Origin of the sequence: Frigoribacterium sp. 9N (assembly GCF_902506305.1) — a bacterium.
Lineage (GTDB): Bacteria > Actinomycetota > Actinomycetes > Actinomycetales > Microbacteriaceae > Frigoribacterium.
On the sequence record NZ_LR733392.1, the window covers coordinates 155,399 to 173,340 of the forward strand.

The following is a 17,942-nucleotide window of genomic DNA, read 5'->3' on the forward strand; positions in this document are numbered from 1 at the left end:
GCCCGGGCCCCGGCAACGGGCCCCTCGAACCGCGTCGCCGCATGCGGCTCCGACTCGATTCCCTGCCGACGGTCGCCGCCCTGGTGATCCTGATCGCGATGCTGGCCTACGGAGAGATCGCCTACGGCCGCATCGTGCAGGCCGCGACCCTGTCGAACCTGCTCATCAACAACGCCCATGTGATCGTCCTGGCCGTGGGGCTCACGTTCGTGATCCTCACGGGGGGCATCGACCTCTCCGTCGGTGCGATCGTCGCGGTCAGCAGCGTCGCGGGCGTGCTGCTCGCGAACGCCGGCTGGAACCCCTGGGTCGTGATGGTGCTGATGATCCTCATCGGCACGGCATCCGGCGTCGTCTCGGGCGTGCTGATCCAGTTCTTCGACGTGCAGCCGTTCATCGCGACGCTCGCGATGATGTTCCTCGGACGGGGCCTCGCCTCCATCCTCAGCACGGTGCCCGAGCGACTCGCCGACGAGTCGCCCATCCGCTCGCTCGCGACGAACATGAAGGTCGTCGACGGTCCGAAGGTGAACGACGTCGTGACGACTCCTGGCGTGCTCATCGCGCTCGTGGTGGTCGCCGTCGCGTTCTTCGTGCTGCACCGCACGCGTCTGGGTCGCACCGTGTACGCGATCGGAGGGTCGGAGCAGTCGGCCGCCCTCATGGGCCTCCCGGTGCGCCGCACGAAGCTCGCCGTCTACGTGATCAGCGGATCGCTGGCGGGGCTCGCCTCGGTCATCTACACGGCCCGGCTCGGGAGCGCGCAGAACATCACCGGCATCGGGTGGGAGCTCGATTCGATCGCCGCCACGGTGATCGGTGGCACCCTCCTCACCGGCGGCGTCGGCTTCGTGCTCGGGTCCGTCGTGGGAGCGCTCGTGCTCGGCCTCATGAACGTGCTCATCACGCGAGACGGAGGCATCCCGCCCGAGGCGACGACCATCATCACCGGCGGGATACTCCTGGTCTTCGTGCTGCTCCAGCGCGCGGTGATGGCGCGGCGGCGGCAGACCTAGTCGCCCCTCGAGGCGCGCATCGGATGCGCGTCCTCTCCACGAACGGCTGCGCTGCACAAAGGATCAGGACCGGGGTGCAGCGCAGTCTCCCTCCCCACGAACGGCTGTGCCACCCCCGAGTCCGGGTGCGGCGCGGCCGTTCGTGCTCGGTGTCCCGACGAGTGGCCGCGCCGCGGTCGAGCGCCCTGGCTCGTTCCGACCGAACATCTTGTTAGCGTGAACATCTTGCAATAGGTTCGGCTGGTCGGCACCGATCCAGATCCCGCAGGTCGACTCGTGTCGCGCACTCGCGCTTCCGCTCCCGCACCATCCACATCGGATTCAGAGGCGAATCCTGAGAGGAACCGTCAATGTCGACGTCCCGCAGCCCGTACCGCTCCGCACCGAGGCCACCGCGTGCGCCCCTCGCCGCCACGATCGTGACCATGACGCTCCTCTTCTCGTGTGCCGCCGTTCCGGGGGCGGCTGCCTCGGCCGCGGACACGGTCGCGTCCCCGGAGCAGAGCCTGCTCTCCGACTTCACCTTCGACGCGGCCCCCGTCGACGGTACGTTCGCCGATCGGGCGGCTCGTGCCGGCGTCCGAGGTGCCGCCGACCTGGTTCCCGGAAGGTCCGGGCAGGGGACGGCCGCGCGGCTGTCCGCCGACTCGTGGCTCGACGTGACCGCCGCGGACGGAACGGCGCTGCTCGCGGGCCGGCAGAGCGTGACGATCTCGTACGACAGCAAGCCGGACTCGTCCGGGAACGACGGCTGGACGGTCTTCGCCGCCCGGTCTGCCACCCGCCAGGAGTACGCCCAGGAGCACTACGTCGGCGTCCTGGATCGGACGTCGGGGCTGACGGTCGAGCGGTACGACAACAGCACCGCCCGGAACACCGGGGGAAACCTGGCGGCTTCTTCGTCGAACGCCGAGTGGAAGCACGTCGATCTCGTGGTCGCCGGGACGACGACGCGGCTGTTCGTCGACCAGAAGCCGGTGGCCGTCAACGGCTCCGGGGTCCCGCTGACCCAGATCCTCGGATCATCCGGAGGAGTGCTCCAGGTGGGCAAGGCGAACTGGGGCGGTGGCGAGTACTTCTCCGGCCTCGTCGACAACCTGCGCATCTACGACCGAGCCCTGTCCGGTACGGAACTCGGCGTCGAGGTCTCCGCGCTGCCGTCCGACGTGGGCGCCGCCTTGGCGGTCCCCGCCATCGTGCTCGGCGATCTTCCGGGTCGAGTCCTCGGCGATCAGGTCACCTGGACCGCCACCGGAGCCGGTGCGAGCCGTGTGCGATCGGACGGGACGATCGACACCAGCGGCCTCGGGTCCGGATCGGTCGCGGTGACGCTCACCGCCACCGTCGAAGGCGCCCCCCAGACCTTCCGCTGGGACAGTCGCATCGCGGCCCCTGGAGGGCGCGTCGCGACCTACGTCAAGACCGTGACGACCACCGACGGGAGGAAGGACGACCCGCTGGCCTACGACGACGACCGCCGTGCCGACGCGTTGTACGCCGCGGCCTTGCCGACCGGCAGCACCAGCTGGGAGCCGCTGAACCGCTCACAGGCGATCCTGTACGTCGGCAACGATGGCGACCAGGCATCGAAGCCGAACGCCCAGGTGGGTTCACCCGGTCTCTTCCGTTTCGCGGACGGTGCACTCGGGGCCGTGTCGTCGCAGAACAACGCCACGGACTTCATCTACGTGTGGACCTCGCCCGACGGGCGGACCTTCGCCCAGCAGCGGGCCGTGAGGATCGCCACCGGCGCGGTCGTCACCGACCCCCGCATCGTGTTCGACTCCGCCGCTCAGAAGTACAAGGTGTTCTGGACGGACCTTCTCACCGGGGAGGGGCGGGTGACGGTCGTCGCGGACCTCACCACGACCACGCCTCTCGGTGTCACGTCCGCCGCAGACGTCCGCGTCCTCGGCGTTCAGGGTGCGGGGTTGCCGTCATGGGTCACCCAGAGCCAAGCGAGCGACGACGTGATGTCCACCGCGGAGTTCGACACCTTCTACGAGAACTACGTCGACCTCCAGAACACGGGCGTCGAGAAGATCGACGCCGCCGTCGCCCAGGGTGCCGGCGCCGATGGGGTCGCCGCCGCTCTGCCCAAGCAGGCTGCCCTGACCTACAACGACGGGTCGACGAAGAGCCTCAACGTCGACTGGCAGGACGACCTCACCGGCGTGGACACCACCAAGCCGGGCAGCTACCAGGTGTCGGGGATGCTCCAGCAGGACCCCGAGGAGATGGTCAGCGACGCACGCGCCGATCCGTACGTGTTCCACAATCCTGACGACGGCTACTACTACCTCACCGGGTCGCACTACGGACAGCCCTCCCTGGGGCCGATCGAGGAGAGCTCGAGCTACCGCAAGATCGGCCTCAAGCGAGCGACGACGCTCGCGGGGCTCCAGGACGCCCCGGAGCAGATCGTCATCGACCCCGACGAGGGCACGCCCGGCAAGGAAGCGCAGTACCCGAACACCTTCTACGGCTGGGGCGGCTACATCTGGGCGCAGGAGTTCCACAAGATCAACGGCACGTGGTGGATCGTCGCAGGCATGAACAAGGGCTACGCGCCGGTCGGCGGGTGGTGCGACAACACCGTCCTGATCCCGTACACGGGCACGGACGCCTCCATCGCGGCGGGTGGATTCCTGGACCAGACGAAGTGGGGCGAGCCCGTCGTCCTCGACGGCGCCGCATTCGACGTCAGCTACTTCGAGCGCACGGAGGCAGGCAAGCAGCAGGGCTACTGGATCATGCCCTCCGGCGGCCAGATCCTCGTGGGGAAGGCCGTGGCGGGGCCGAAGGGCACCGTCCCGCTCGTCGACGGCGAACTCCGGCGCGTCTACGGCGAGTCCCAGCCGTGGGAGATCGGCAAGCGGTCTCCGACGCCCAGTGACACGTCCGAGGGAAGCGACCAAGGGGTCGTCGAGGCCCCGTTCATGGTGCAGCAGGGAAATGCCATCTCGATCACCTACTCCGGCGGCACGGTCGACAAGTACTACAGCTTGGGCCTCCTGACGACGACTGCCGACGCTGACCTCCAAGATCCGGCGAGCTGGAGGCAGACCAGCTTCCCCGTGCTGGACACCAACGACACCTCGACGGGCCGTCTCGGGGCGGACGAGACCCGCTACTACACGAGGCAGCAGGCCGGTACGGGGCACAACTCGTTCGCGAAGGACGAATCGGGCAATCTCGTCCTCGCCTACCATGCCCGTCCGTACGAAGATCCTCACCTGGGGACGGATCCGCAGAACGTCGGCGGCCTCTTCGACTCCGACCGGAACACCTGGTTCAAGGGCGTCAACGTCCGCGCCAACGGCACCCTCGACCTGTCGTTGACGAAGGACCAGGAGGTGGCTCCGAGCAATCGGACCGTCACGGCCACGGTGGTCGTCCGCGCCACGGCCTCGGCCGTGACCTCCGCGGCCACGACGAGGTGCATCGCGGGGAAGGCCGTCGTCACGATCGTGACCAAGAACTCCGGAGCGGCCGCGGTCGTCACCTGGGCGACCCCCTGGGGCGAGCGGACGCAGAGCGTCGGTGCGCAGAAGACGACCACACTCGCGATCACCACCCGGTCAGGCGCGATCGCCGAGGGGACGCTGACCGGGACAGCCGTCGCCGGAGGTGCGAGCACGCCGGTCACCGCGTCGTACCCCGCCGCACGCTGCGGCTGAAGCAGGAGGGGGCGGGGCGGGGCGGCCGAAGGTCGGCTCGGTCGCGCTCGGGCCGGGTCCGGAGTGCTGTCTGTCCGAATCGCGCACGATGAGCCCTCACGGTTGTTCACGGTAACAAAAACGGATACCCTGACCATTCAGAGGCCGCGCAGGACACGATCCAGCCGACTCGCCCCGATCGATCGGCTCGAAGAAGAGCCTGAGAGGAACGTCGATGACGACGTCGCCAACCCTTCCCCGACGAGGCCGCCAGGCCTCGTCCCCAGGTCACCGTCGCTGCCTGCCGGCAGCTGCCCGTCCGCACTCCGCTGACGAATCCACGGGCTGACCGTTCGCGATCGCCGCCCCCACCCGGGGCTGCTCAGCCCGAGCCGAGCGAGCAGCGCGCGCTACCTCGCCGTCCTGCATCGCTGTCCGCCGTGCCTCCCCACCGACGCTCCGCTCCTGCTCGCCCTGTGCGAGAAGCAGACGGCCGATCGGCCTTTCCTCCCCGCCGTCCCACCATGCGAAGGACTCCTCATGTCACGATCTCTCACGCACGAGCGCACCCGACGCTCACGCCTTCCTCGCGCGGGCCTCGCGCTGACTCTCGCCGCCGTGTCGCTCGGCGGTGCACTGGCGCCGATCGGAGTCGCCGGAGCGGCGGAGAGCGTCCCCGCGCCCGTCTTGCAGTATTCCTTCGACGCCATCGGCTCGACCCCCGGCAACGGTGCGGTCATCGCGGACTCAGCGGCGGGCGACCACCCCGGGACGCTGGTCGACTCCGGCGCGACGAGCGTCGCCGGTGCCTCCGGTGCCTCCGGCGACCGCGCGCTCTCGCTCCCGGGCGGGTCGAGCACGTCCGCTGCCCCGCACGTCCGGATCGCGCCCGGCCTCATCCCGGCCGGCACCCAGGACGTCACGATGTCCGCCTGGCTGCGCTGGAGCGGCGCTCCGGACTGCACCTGGCCCTTCACCCTCGGCTCCAGCGTCGACTCCCACGTCCTCGCGACCACCAAGTGCGGTCCGGCCGGCTTCGGCGCGGTCAAGAACGGCTCCGAGGTGCGGGGCGCAGGGAACACCGCCGTCGCCGCGAACCGCTGGGTGCACATGGCGGTCGTGGTCAAGGGCGGCCAGTCCGTCTCGACCTACTTCGACGGTGCTCTCGTGGGCCAGGGCAGCACCTCCTCAACCGCCGCGTCCGCGATCGGCACCTCCACCTCCTCGGGCTTCCTCGGCAAGTCGTTCTACGGCGCGGACGCCTACTGGGCCGGTGCCATCGACGACATGCAGGTCTGGACCTCCGCGCTGACCGCAGGCCAGGTGCAGCAGAGCGCTGCCAGCGTGCACGCCGTGCTCGCGAACCAGGACGCCACCGTCTCGCTCGGCGACACCTCCGCCGTCACCTCCGACCTCACCCTCCCCACGTCCGGCGCCGCCGGCTCCGTGGTCACCTGGGCGTCGAGCGCCCCGGGCACGGTCAGCCCCACCGGCGCCGTGACCCGACCTGCCTCGGGCAACCCGGACGCGACCGTGACGTTGACCCCCACCGCCGTCCACGGCGGCATCTCCGCCGTCGGCCGTCCGATCACCGTCACCGTTCCCGCCTACGCCGCGGGCGAGACCGCCGAGTCCGAGCTCGCTCGGGCCGTGGCCGACGCCATCAGCGCAGATCCCGCACTCGCCGGACCTGTACGCGGCAGCCTGGACCTGCCCTCGACCGGAGCCGACGTCGCAGCCACGGCCTCGCGGCCCGGCAGCTCGGGCGCGGCCGTCAGCTGGACCTCGTCGAACGAGGCGGTCATCACTTCAGGCGACAAGGGAACGGCGCCCGACCTGGTCGCCAAGGGATCGCTCACGCGTCCCTCCGCCGACACGACCGTCACCCTCACCGCCACGGTGACCGTGCCGGGAGCCTCGCCCGTCGTGCGGACGCTCACGCGCACCGTGCCAGCCGCGGCCCCCGTCGCCGCGAGCGACCTCGACGCCTACTTGTTCGCCTACTTCACCGGTGACAGCGTCGAGGGCGAGAAGATCCGCTTCGCCACCTCGGACGGCAACGACTCGCTGCAGTGGAAGAACCTGAACGACGCGCAGCCGATCCTCACCTCGACCCTGGGCACGAAGGGTCTGCGCGACCCGTTCATCTTCCGCTCGAAGGAGGGCGACAGGTTCTTCCTGATGGCCACCGACCTCTCCGTCGGCACCACCGGCTTCGGCGGATCGACCAACCGCGGCAGCCGCCACCTCGAGATCTGGGAGTCCACCGACCTCGTCAACTGGGGCCAGCAGCGTCACGTCGAGGTCAACCTGCCCAACGCGGGCATGACCTGGGCGCCGGAAGCCACCTACGACCCCACCATCGACGCCTACGTCGTCTACTGGACCTCGGCTCTCTTCACGGACAGCACGCGAAACGTGGAGGACGGCAACGGACCGCAGATCCTCACCTCCACCACCCGCGACTTCCGTGACTTCACGACTCCGGAGGTGTGGTTCAAGGCCGCCGACGTCCCCTCGCTCAACAAGAGCAACGGGCTGATCGACGCCACGATGCTCAAGGACGGCGACACCTACTACCGCTTCACGAAGGCGACCCAGACCACCGGCTGCCCCTCGCCCGACATCATCGGACAGAAGTCCACCGACCTGCGTGCCACCACGGCCTCCGGGGCGTGGAGCTTGATCGACACCTGCATCGGCCGCGACGCCGGAACGCCCGAGGTCGAGGGTCCGGAGATCTTCAAGACCAACGAGGGCGACCGGGCGGGGTTCAAGTACTTCCTCTGGACCGACAACTACGGCGGACGCGGCTACATCCCGCTGGGCACCAACTCGCTCGAGGGCGACATCCGGTGGACGATCCCCAGCAGCTTCTCGCTGCCGGCCTCGCCCCGTCACGGGTCCGTCGTCTCGATCACCGCCAAGGAGCGCGACGCGCTCGCCGCCAAGTGGAACCCGTCGCTCCTGGTCACCTCCGTGGACCCGGTGGCACGGACGGTGCAGGCCGGATCGAGCGCAGTGTCGCTCCCCGCGACGGTGGCGGCGTCCTTCAAGGACGGCCACCGGGAGACCGTGGCCGTGACCTGGGAGACCGCGGACCTCAGCTCGCTGAAGAAGGCCGGCGACACCGTCCAGGTGCGCGGACAGCTCGCCAACTCGGCAGCGACCACCGCGGTCGCGACGATCACGGCGACGGCGCCTCCTGGACCGGCCGTCCAGGCTTCGGCCTCCAGCCGCTGCGTCGCCGGCAAGGCCACGGTGACGGGGACCGGCAGCAACGCCAGCGACTCGACCGTCGAGCTGACGATGTCCTCGCCGTGGGGGAGCAGGACGTTCACGGGCGTCGCCCCCGGGAAGACCGTCTCCGCGGCGTTCAGCACCCGCTCTGCCTCCATCGCGGCAGGTGAGCTCAGCGTCACGTCCAAGGCTGCGTCCGGTTCCCGGACGGTGACGGCGCCCTACGCGGCGATCGTCTGCCGCTAGCACGGGTCCAGGGAGGCAGCCGCTCTCCCCTCCCGGACCTCCTGCACCCGGGAGCCTGAGTTTCCCGCCCAGCGGGGAGCGCGGACCGAACGGCCCGCGCTCCCCGGATGCACCTCTCACGGAAGTTGACGAACGATGCAGTTCCGACGCACTACGGCACTGATGGTGGCCGCGACCTTGACGGCGGGGAGCGCTGCGCTCAGCGGCGCACCCGCGCAGGCCGCCGCACCCGGCCCGATCCTCTCCTACGACTTCGCCTCGACGAGCGCCGCGGGCGCCCCCGTCACCGCGGGGACGGCCTTCGCCGACTCGGTGGGGAACCGATCCGCCACGGTGCGCGGGACCGGCGCCACGACGGTCGTGGGTCCGCGAGGCGGGAACGATCGCGCCCTCCGTCTCCCCGGAGGCGTCGCCGGGAGCTCTGCTGCATTCGCCGAGATCGCGCCTGGACTGACCTCGACGTCGACAGCCGACCTCACCATGTCAGCCTGGCTGCGATGGGACGGCAGCCAGAGCTGCAGCTGGGCGTACGCCCTCGGGCAGTCGACCGAGCGGTATCTCTTCGCCACCCCGCAGTGCGGCGGGAACCTCATCGGCGCGGTGAAGAACGGCTCCGAGCAGCGCGCGGCGGACACCGGCCCCGCGGCGTCCGGCCGCTGGACCCACGTCGCCGTCGTGCTCCGCAGCGGAGTCAGCGTGTCGACCTACGTCGACGGTCGGCTCGCGCAGACGACCCCGACCTCCGCGACCGGCGCGACGACGATCGGCACCTCGACCGCGTCCGGACTGCTGGGCAAGTCGCTCTACGGTCCCGACCCCCTCTTCGCGGGTGCGATGGACGACGTGCACGTGTACTCCACGGCCCTGTCGCAGGAGCAGGTGCGTGAGGACGCAGCTCCCGCCGCCTCCGTCATCGCGGGCTCGGACGCCGCTGCGGCGACGTTCTCGGCCACGCAGCCCGTCACCGGCGACATCGCCCTCCCGACCCGCGGCGCGGGAGGCTCCCTCCTGACCTGGTCGAGCAGCGACCCTTCGGTGATCGGCGCCGACGGGACCGTGCGGCGACCAGCACCCGGAACGGCGAACGCCGCGGTCACCCTCACGCCGAGCGCGAGCTTCGCGGGCTCCGCCGCGACCGGCGCCGCGCGCTCCGTGACCGTCGCGGCCGACACCGAGGCCGACGCGATAGGACGCCTGCGCACCGCCCTGGTCGTTCCCCCCACCGTCGCGTCCGGCACCACGTTGCCCACGATCGCCGGGTACGCCGTGTCGTGGAGCGCCGACGGCACCGGCCTGTCAGGGGGACGCCTCGTCAACGACACGGCATCCGACCAGGCGATCCGGCTCACCGCCTCCGTGGCGGTCGGCGGCACCACGCTGACGAAGACCTTCCGCACCACCGTCCTCAGCGCCACCACCGGGAAGACCGTCGTCGCCTACACTCGGACCCCCACCGGCGAGCTGAAGGCCAACCAGGACACGGTCGCCCGCAGCATGCACCTGGCCCTCGGTTCGTCCGTCGACACAGCGGCACCCCTCGCCGGCAACGGCGGTGTCCTCTTCGCCGAGGGCGTCTTCGTGGGGACCGACAAGGTCGATCACCGGGCCGTCGCGGCTCCGTCGCTGTTCACCTTCGCCGACGGGACCGTGGGGGTGCTCGCCACCCGCGTCCGTGAAGGAGGCGGACCTGACGGCACCGAGACCTCCAGCGCTCTGGTCTTCAAGGCCACCGACGGCACCGCGACCGACTTCACCGAGCTCGGCTTCGTCGACCTCGGGACCACAGGAGGCGTCGTCTCGCCCCGCGCCGTCTACGACAGCGACCAGGAGCAGTACCTGGTCTCGTGGACGGATGCGGCGGGGGCCGCCAAGTACGCGACCGTCACGGATCTCGCCCGCACCGAGCTCCGGACGGAGGCCTTCTCGCCGAAGGACGGCGGCCGCCGGAGCGTCGTCGTGACCGACGGGAACCGCGGACCGGTCCTCGGCGGGAGCCCCGCGACGGTGGCGACCGCCGACCTGTCCGCATTCGCCGGCCGTGTCGCCGACGCGGTCCCTGGCGGTGCGCTGGCTGTCTCCGCCTCGACCGCCGACGCGCTGACGAAAGCCCTCGGCCGCACGGTCAACACCGGATCGTCCGTCGCGCCGCAGACGATCGAGCAAGGGGACGTGACCGCCCTCACGGAGGCGAAGGCCAGCCTGTCCTACGCCGACGGCTCCACCGGCAGCCTCGGCGTCGACTGGGACCCTCAGCAGCTCGCGGACATCGGCACGAAGGGCCCGGGGACGTACGACCTCTCGGGCACCGTCCGCCAGCGGCAGTACGACGAGCCGTTCGCCTACAACCGCGCCGACCCGACCATCTACCGGTACGAGCGCGGCGGGAAGACGCAGTACCTCTTCACGGCCACCGACGACACGGGCAACGACAACATCGCCTCCGAGCACCTCCCCATCCGGGTGGCCGACAGCATCGACCAGCTCAGCGACGACGACGGCGGGCGTGCCAGGGAGGTCGACCTGCTCAACCGCACGACGCGGATGGACCGCACTGCCGAGGGGAAGGTGATCGCGGGCTGCTACTGGGCCCCCGAGATCCACGAGATCGGCGGCAAGCTGTCCATCCTGTTCGCCCCGTGCTTCAACCCGGGGAACGACCAGTCGAACCAGGACGCCGCGTGGTACACGGTGCAGGCCCACATCATGCAGCTGCGCGACGGGGGAGACCCTGCTGAGCCGGCTGACTGGTCGGCGCCCCGCGCAGTCCTGAAGGGCGACTCGAGCGCCCTCGGACGCACCGGCACGGGGCGCAACATCAGCCTGGACATGACCTACTTCGAGTCCGGCGGAACCGCCTACTACGCGTGGTCCCAGCGCTACGTCGACGGAGGCGCCAGCGACCCGGCGACCTGGATCGCGAAGGTCGATCCGGGCGATCCGACTCGGGTCATCGGTGAGCCGACACCGATCATCGTCGCGTCGCTCTCGTTCGAGGACCACCTGTCAGAGGGGGCGTTCGCGATCCAGCGCGACGGGAAAATCACGCTCGTCTACTCCAGCAGCGGCGTCAGCCCGAAGTACATCGTCGGCGGTGCCTGGGCGAAGGAGGGCAGCGACCTGACCGACATCGCCAGCTGGACCAAGTACGACGCTCCGCTGTTGGCGAGCGTCCCCATGCCGGACGGAGTCGTCGACTACCGCACGTACGAGCAAGGACCCGGCCACGGGGCCGTCACACGCGACGAGGACGGCAACGACGTGTTCGTCTACCACACGTGGGGCAACGGGGTCGGGGGAGACGGCAGGGACACCCGGCTCGTCCGCATCCACTACGCCGCCGACGGCCGCCCTGTGCTCGACGTGACGCGCGACGAGGAGGTGGCGCCCGCCAACCGTGCGGTGACGACCACGGTGACCGTCCTGTCGCGACCCGTCGTGAGCGCCGTCGCGACGACACGGTGCATCAGCGGCAAGGTCGTCCTCACCACCGTGGTCAAGAACTCGGGCCCCTCGGCCATCGACGTCACCACCGCGACTTCCTTCGGGTCGAAGACCGTGAAGGGAGTCGCTCCGGGAGCGTCGGGCACGACTGCCACGACGACGCGGGCAGCGTCCGTCACGTCGGGATCGGTCGCCATCACCGCGACGTCCGCCACGGGCACCTCGCAGGAGAGCGTGGCGTACGCGTCGCGCAGCTGCGGATGAGCGGGGAGGGCGCAGGCGGGCCGATCGGCGGTCGTCTGTCGCGTCTGAGCGGAGAACTCGACAGGGATCTCGTCGACGGGAGCTCCGGGTCCGACGACGACGTCCTGATCATCAACGGCAACGCCTTCACGATCACCTAGAAGTCGGCCTCGGCACAGCACACGCCGCCGCCGTGACACACCCGCTCACGTCTCAGGAGGCACTCTCCGCACATTCCCACACGGCGACGTCAGACGTCCTCACCCCCGATCGACCCCACTGACCCACCCTAGAAAGCGAACCATGTCAACAAGATCGAACTCCCTAGCCGGCCCCGGCCGCAGCTCGTGGCGGCGCCGTCTGGCGACCATCGCCGCGACGGTCGCCATGATCGGTGCCTTTGTCGTGGCGTTGCCACCGTCAGCCCCCGCAGAAGCAGCGACGGCCAACAGCGCCTACGTCATGGCGTACTTCAAGGAGAGCCCCAACGGGTCCGGCAACTCCAACAACGTCCACCTCGCCGTGAGCAAGGACGCGCTGGAGTGGACGGCCCTCAACGACAACGCCCCGATCCTCGTCCCGACGCTCGGGACGAAGGGCATCCGCGACCCGTTCCTCTTCCGGCTGCAGGACGGCAGCTGGGTGATGACGGCGACGGACCTCAAGAACGAGAACTTCGGGGCAGCCAACCCCTCCATCCACATCTGGACCTCGCCTGACCTGGTCAACTGGTCGAGCGACCGGCTGCTCAACATCAACAGCGCGAACCCCAACTCGTTCACCTGGGCACCCGCGATCTTCTGGGACCCGACGCGTGCCAAGTACGGCATCACCTTCAGCGCGAGTCCTACGGGTGGCCCGTTCGGCACGATCCTCGTCGTCTACACGTCTGATTTCGTGACGACCACGGCACCCGTGACGTTCTTCGACAACAACGGCCAGGGCGGTGTCATCGACTCCGACGTGCAGACCGACATCAACGGGGTGAACTACCTCTACTACCGTTCCCCTGCCCCGAACCAGACGGGCCTCATGGGCGCCCGCTCGTCGTCCCTCACGCCGGGCTCGTTCACCCCTTACACGACCGGCCTGTACCAGGGTGGCTGCGTCGAGGCACCCACCGTCGTGCGATCTCTGTCAGACCCCAACTCGTGGTGGCTCTGGGGCGACAACTACTGCCCGAACAACAAGTTCAACGTTTGGCAGGGAAGCGTCACGACTGGATCGTGGACGCCGCTCAGCCAGCGGAACTTCACGGCCCCGATCGGGTCCAAGCACAACAGCATCCAGCCCATCACGTCCTCCGAGTACACCGGATTGACCGGCAAGTACGGCCTGAGCAGCTCGACGCGACTCAAGTCGTCCAACTTCCCTGACCGTTACGTACGCCACCAAGGCGGGGCAGCACGCATCGATGCCTTCCCCTTCGACCTCCAGCAGGACTCGCAGTGGAAGATCGTCCCCGGTCTGGCCGACGCGAACGCCGTCTCCTTCGAGTCGGTCAACTTCCCCGGCCAGTACCTCAGGCACTCGAACTTCTCTGTCGTCCTGAACGCCAACGACGGCAGCGCCGGCTTCGCCGCTGACGCGACGTTCAGGAAGGTCGCCGGCCTCTCGGACTCGTCTTGGTCCTCGTTCCAGAGCTACAACTACCCCACCAGGTACCTGCGACACAGGGACTTCTCCTTGAGGATCGACCCGGTGTCCAGTGCCGAGTACGGAGACGCCACCTTCCGGCTCGTTCCCTGAGCCCCAGGACACTGAGCTCCACGAGATACGCGAGAGCCGCCCCGAAGGGGCGGCTCTCGTCGTTCGCGCTCATGCACTCGGCGAGCTGCTCAGCGATCGTTCGCGTTCGCGCTCCCGCCATCCGTGCCCCCGCCGGCGGCACCCTCCCGAAGGCCTTCCTCCTTGGCCTGCCGCACGAGCGCGGCGACACGGCTGCGCGAGCGTGACCGGCCCGCGAGGAGCGCCGAGAGAACGAGTGCCGTTCCGAGCACCACGAGCAGTTGCGACCACGGAACTGCGGCGGCCGTCGCCGTGGCGGTGACCGGCTCCAGATCGACGGCCGCCCCTCCGTCCGGTGCGACGACCGTGGGGGCGACCTCCAGCTCGGCGCTCGCGACGACGAGGGGCCAGACGCCCCTGAGCGGGATCGACACCGCCCTGCGGTCGCCCGGCAGCAGTTCCTGTCGTGCGGCGTCCTCGGCAACGATCGGCGCGGACGATCCCTGTGCGCGGACTGTCCCGTCGAGGACGAGGCGGACGTTGCCGGTGTTGACGATGTCGGCCTCGACGGTCAGCGACCCGGCGGCGAAGGGGTTCCACGACATCTGGTAGTCGACCCGCATGCCGTCGACGGCGACACCCGGGACGACGTCGCCGGTCACCCTGGTCATCACGCGGAAGCCGATGCGGCTCTCGACCCCGACGGACGCGCCACCGGCGCCGGAGCCGACCGACACCAGGGACGCTGCTATGCCGGCCGCGTGGTCTCCGGGCTCGGCATTCGAGGGCACCGAGACCGTGAACGGGACGATGCCCGTTGCTCCGGGCTCGACGGTGACCGTCTCGGGAGCGGAGATCCACGTGCCGGCGTCCGTCGACGGCCTGTCCGAGGGGAGCATGGAGAAGTGGCCCTCGTCCGTGAAGTAGCCGTCCGCCGCGTCGATGCGGAACGTCACGGTCTCGTCGCTGAAATTGCGCACGGCAGCTTCGTCGGAGGCGGTGGCACCGGGGCCGAGGTCGAGTTCGACCCAGGATCGCTCGTCCGGAGCGCCGTCGGTCGCGGGGCTCACTGCCCACGTCACTCCCTGGGGGGCTGACGCGGCTGACGCGGCCGGAGCGGCCGCCGCGACGAACCCCCCGGTGACGAGCCCGACGAGGACGAACCGGGAGAGCGTGTGGAGGCGCGTCGCCGGAAGGCGCCCGCCGGAAGAGGATGGGCGTGGACCGGTCATGGAAACCTCTGGATCTTGAGCAGGACGCACGGAGCGGCCGGGCACGAGGTGCCCGGCCGCTCACGGCTGTCGAGGGATGAGGGGTGTGCCTCGCGGAAGTTACTCGAACAGGGAGAGCGTGATCGTGGAGCTGTAGTCGCCGGCGTCGACGGTGGTCGGCGTCTTCAGGGTCAGCGCCGCGTCCGCGGTCCACGACCCCTCGCCCGCGATGCCGGCGGAGTTGTCCGTGATCGCCAGGAGCTCCTGGTCGACGAGGCCCACGCCGTCGGGACCACCATCGATCGCGGTGTCGACGACGTCGCCCTCAGCGACGAGGCCGCTGTCGCCTCCGTCGATGAGGTTCGGAGCCCAGCCGAGGTTCTCCGCGCCGATCGTGCTCAGGCCGTCCGAGGAGACGAAGTCGGTCGCGGTCCCCAGGACGTACCAGCCGGCGTCCGCGGGGATGTCGGCGGGATCGCGGGTGTCGGTCACGGTGACGGTGGGCAGGGTCCCGGTGAACTGGCGGATCACGCCGGTCGAGCCGTTCTCGGCCAGTGCGGACGAGGTGCCGGCCACGGACATGGCGAGAGCGCCTCCTCCGCTGAGGGGTGCGATGTCGACGGTGACGTCGACGTCGTCGGTGCCGATCTCAGGTTCTGCGGCGGCCGCCGTGCTGGCGACGCCGAGGAGGAGCAGGCCTCCGGTCAGGCCTGCGGCTCCGCGGGCGAGGAGGGAGCGGGTGTTCATCTCGGGTGTCTCCGTTCTGCGTGGGCAGCATCGCCGACGCGGTGGGGTGTTGAGGGTGGGACGGGGGTCAGCGGCAGCTAGCAGCGGGATAGGGGGCGACAGCGCTCGTCGTTGCGGGCTTGCCGGCGACGAATGCCGTGGCGGACACGCTCACCTGTCCGCTGGCGACGCTCGCGTCGCGGGTGGTGAACGCATGTGTGGCGCTCTTCCCGGCGCCGATCTCGTCGATGGTCTTGACGCCGTAGGCCGAGGTGATGACGACCTTGATCGCGAAGGCGTTCGGGTTGGTGACGGCCACCGAGAGGACGACCTTGCCCTGCACGCAGCGAGTCCTGCTCGAGGCGGTGACGGTGACCGCGGGCACGGCCACGTCGACGACCTCCTGAGCGCTGGCGCCCTCGAGCGTCGGTCGCACCTTCTCCATGAGGCCGGTCGTCGGAGAGAACGTGACCCGGTCGATGGTCGTCTCACGGTGAGTGCCGTCGCCGCCGGAGAAGGCGAAGCGATGGTAGGCGATGTACCAGTCGTCGGTGCCCGGCACGTTGACGATCGAGTCGTGGCCCGTGGCGAGGATGCCCAGGGCAGGGTCCTTCTCGAGGACCACACCGCGGTAGGTCCAGGGTCCGTCGATGCTCGTCGCGGTGGCGTACCCGACCTTGTAGTTCTCGGACCCCGTGTCGTCTATCGAATACGTCAGGTGGTAGAGCCCGTTGCGCACGTTGACGAAGGCGCCCTCACGGAAGTCGGTCAGGCCGTCGATCCGCTTGATGGTGTCTGCCTTGACCGAGATCATGTCGTCGGCGAGCTCGGCGTAGACGGGAACTCCGTTGCCCCAGAAGAGGTAGCTCTTGCCCGTCGCCGGGTCGGTGAACGCGGCTGGATCGATGGCCTGCCCGGAGTTGACGGCCTCGCCGTTCGTGATCATGGCCGTCGGCTGTGCGGCGAAGGGGCCTGTCGGGCTGTCGGCGACGGCGACTCCGATCGTCTTGCGGTCCAGCGCGGCGTTGTGGCCGGAGAAGTAGAAGTAGTACTTGCCGTCCTTCTCCGAGATCGTCGGTGCCCAGGCGTTGCCGACCGCCCAGGGGACGTTCCCGTTCGCACCGTCGAGGGTCAGGATCGGTTGGTCCGAGCGGGTCCAGTCCACGAGGTCCTTCGACGACCAGACCCAGAACTGGTTGCCGCCCCAGCCGGGGACGCCGTCGGTCGTGGCGTAGACGTAGTAAGTGTCTCCGAAGACCGCGATGTTGGGGTCGGCGTAGAGGCCGGGGATGGCGGGGCTCCCCATCGAGATCGCCTTCAGCGTCCAGGTGGTCGGCGAGCCGCCGTCGAGCGGCGTCAGCACCACCCGCTGAGGCGAGGACAGATCGCGCACGGTCCCGGAGGCGGGGCTGGCGACGACGCCGGCTGCAGTCGTGTAGGTGGGAGCGAGGGAGGTCAGCGCAACACCCGGCTTCACCGGGAAGGTGACGACCCGATCGACCGAGTCGATGATCGGCGCGGTCTTGAGGACGTCTCCGCCGATCGTCACGTCGGACAGGGTCGTCGTGTTCCCGGAGGCGGAGAGCACCTCGGCCGGGCTCAGAGCTCGGTCGTAGATCGCGAATTCCCGGATCTGGCCTCGGAAGCGATTGTCGGCGTCGTAGTTCGAACGGCCGATGTAGTTGGCCGTCGTCCTGCCGGCTCCGATGTCCTTCGGATCGATGGTCACGGTCGAGCTGCCAACCTTCACCCCGTCGAGGTAGAGGGTGGCGGTCGTTCCGGCGAGCGTGTACGCCAGGTGCGCCCAGGTGCCGCGCGGCACTGCTGCACTCTGCGACACCGTCTGCTCTGTGGTCCAGTTGCCGGTGGTCAGGCTGGTGCGGTAGTCGTCTCCGGAGGTGAAGAGGTAGCCGTCGCCTGCTCCGGCCGTCGTGTTGCCCAGCCCGTAGAGGAAGTAGGGGGAAGCCTGGGCGGGATCGATCCAGACGTCGGCCTCGACGGTGATGTCGGTGACATCGGCGAGCAGGTCGTCCGGGAGCCTGACGAAGTCGTCGTCGCCGTCGAGCTGCAGAGCACCGTCGTTCCACGTACCGCCGGCGACGAGCTCCCCGTTCCGACCGTTTCCCGAACTGTCGAGGACGGATGTCCCGGCATCGGAGTCGAAGGTGTAGCGGAGGATCTCGTCTGACCCGCCGACCGCGTCTGCCGAGGCGTCGGACTGCGCTGCGGTGGCGGATGCTGACGACATCACCAACGCCAGAGGGGCCGTGAGGGCCACGGCTGTCACGAGGGCGAGCGGTCGGAAGAAGGGCTTCATCACACGTGCTCCTGGTTCGGCGTCTTTGCTGAGGAGGGCTAGGGCTGTCAGTGATGTTCACGGTAACACCCAAACGAGGGTCAACGCGAGCGATCTTGCCCACGCGGTCTGCCGG

At 69.5% G+C, this 17,942-nt stretch carries 9 protein-coding genes; 6 read left to right on the forward strand and 3 right to left on the reverse strand.

All coding sequences use genetic code 11. The features are described 5' to 3' along the window. Positions 1-41: 41 nt before the first annotated feature. From ARTHRO9V_RS03835 to ARTHRO9V_RS03860, 6 genes are all read left to right on the forward strand, one after another. On the forward strand, positions 42-1,016 hold the full coding sequence (locus tag ARTHRO9V_RS03835; protein ID WP_056227647.1) for an ABC transporter permease: 975 nt from the start codon (positions 42-44) through the stop codon (positions 1,014-1,016). 350 nt (positions 1,017-1,366) lie between these two features. Next, positions 1,367-4,696 carry a family 43 glycosylhydrolase gene (locus tag ARTHRO9V_RS03840; protein ID WP_159825693.1) on the forward strand — a complete coding sequence of 1,110 codons (3,330 nt, stop codon included), beginning with the start codon at positions 1,367-1,369 and terminating at the stop codon, positions 4,694-4,696. Between the two features lie 519 nt (positions 4,697-5,215). Beyond that, a complete protein-coding gene (locus ARTHRO9V_RS03845; protein ID WP_159825695.1) occupies positions 5,216-8,161 on the forward strand; it encodes an immunoglobulin-like domain-containing protein in 2,946 nt (981 codons plus the stop codon). Between the two features lie 162 nt (positions 8,162-8,323). After that, positions 8,324-11,866 (forward strand): LamG-like jellyroll fold domain-containing protein, encoded by a 3,543-nt coding sequence (locus ARTHRO9V_RS03850; protein WP_236556898.1) that lies wholly within the window; start codon positions 8,324-8,326, stop codon positions 11,864-11,866. After that, entirely contained in the window at positions 11,863-12,006 is a 144-nt protein-coding gene (locus tag ARTHRO9V_RS03855) for a hypothetical protein (protein ID WP_157489747.1), read from the forward strand. Before ARTHRO9V_RS03850 ends, ARTHRO9V_RS03855 begins: the two co-directional genes overlap by 4 nt. Before the next feature lie 142 nt (positions 12,007-12,148). After that, entirely contained in the window at positions 12,149-13,594 is a 1,446-nt protein-coding gene (locus ARTHRO9V_RS03860; RefSeq protein WP_201298910.1) for a glycoside hydrolase family 43 protein, read from the forward strand. Between the two features lie 89 nt (positions 13,595-13,683). On the opposite strand, the gene ARTHRO9V_RS03865 is transcribed toward ARTHRO9V_RS03860, so the two are convergent. The 3 genes from ARTHRO9V_RS03865 to ARTHRO9V_RS03875 form a co-directional block, all read right to left on the reverse strand. Beyond that, on the reverse strand, positions 13,684-14,643 hold the full coding sequence (locus ARTHRO9V_RS03865; protein WP_201298911.1) for a WxL protein peptidoglycan domain-containing protein: 960 nt from the start codon (positions 14,641-14,643) through the stop codon (positions 13,684-13,686). Between the two features lie 261 nt (positions 14,644-14,904). Next, positions 14,905-15,531 (reverse strand): hypothetical protein, encoded by a 627-nt coding sequence (locus ARTHRO9V_RS03870; protein WP_056227481.1) that lies wholly within the window; start codon positions 15,529-15,531, stop codon positions 14,905-14,907. 67 nt (positions 15,532-15,598) lie between these two features. Beyond that, positions 15,599-17,827 (reverse strand): family 43 glycosylhydrolase, encoded by a 2,229-nt coding sequence (locus tag ARTHRO9V_RS03875; protein WP_159825701.1) that lies wholly within the window; start codon positions 17,825-17,827, stop codon positions 15,599-15,601. Positions 17,828-17,942 lie beyond the last annotated feature (115 nt).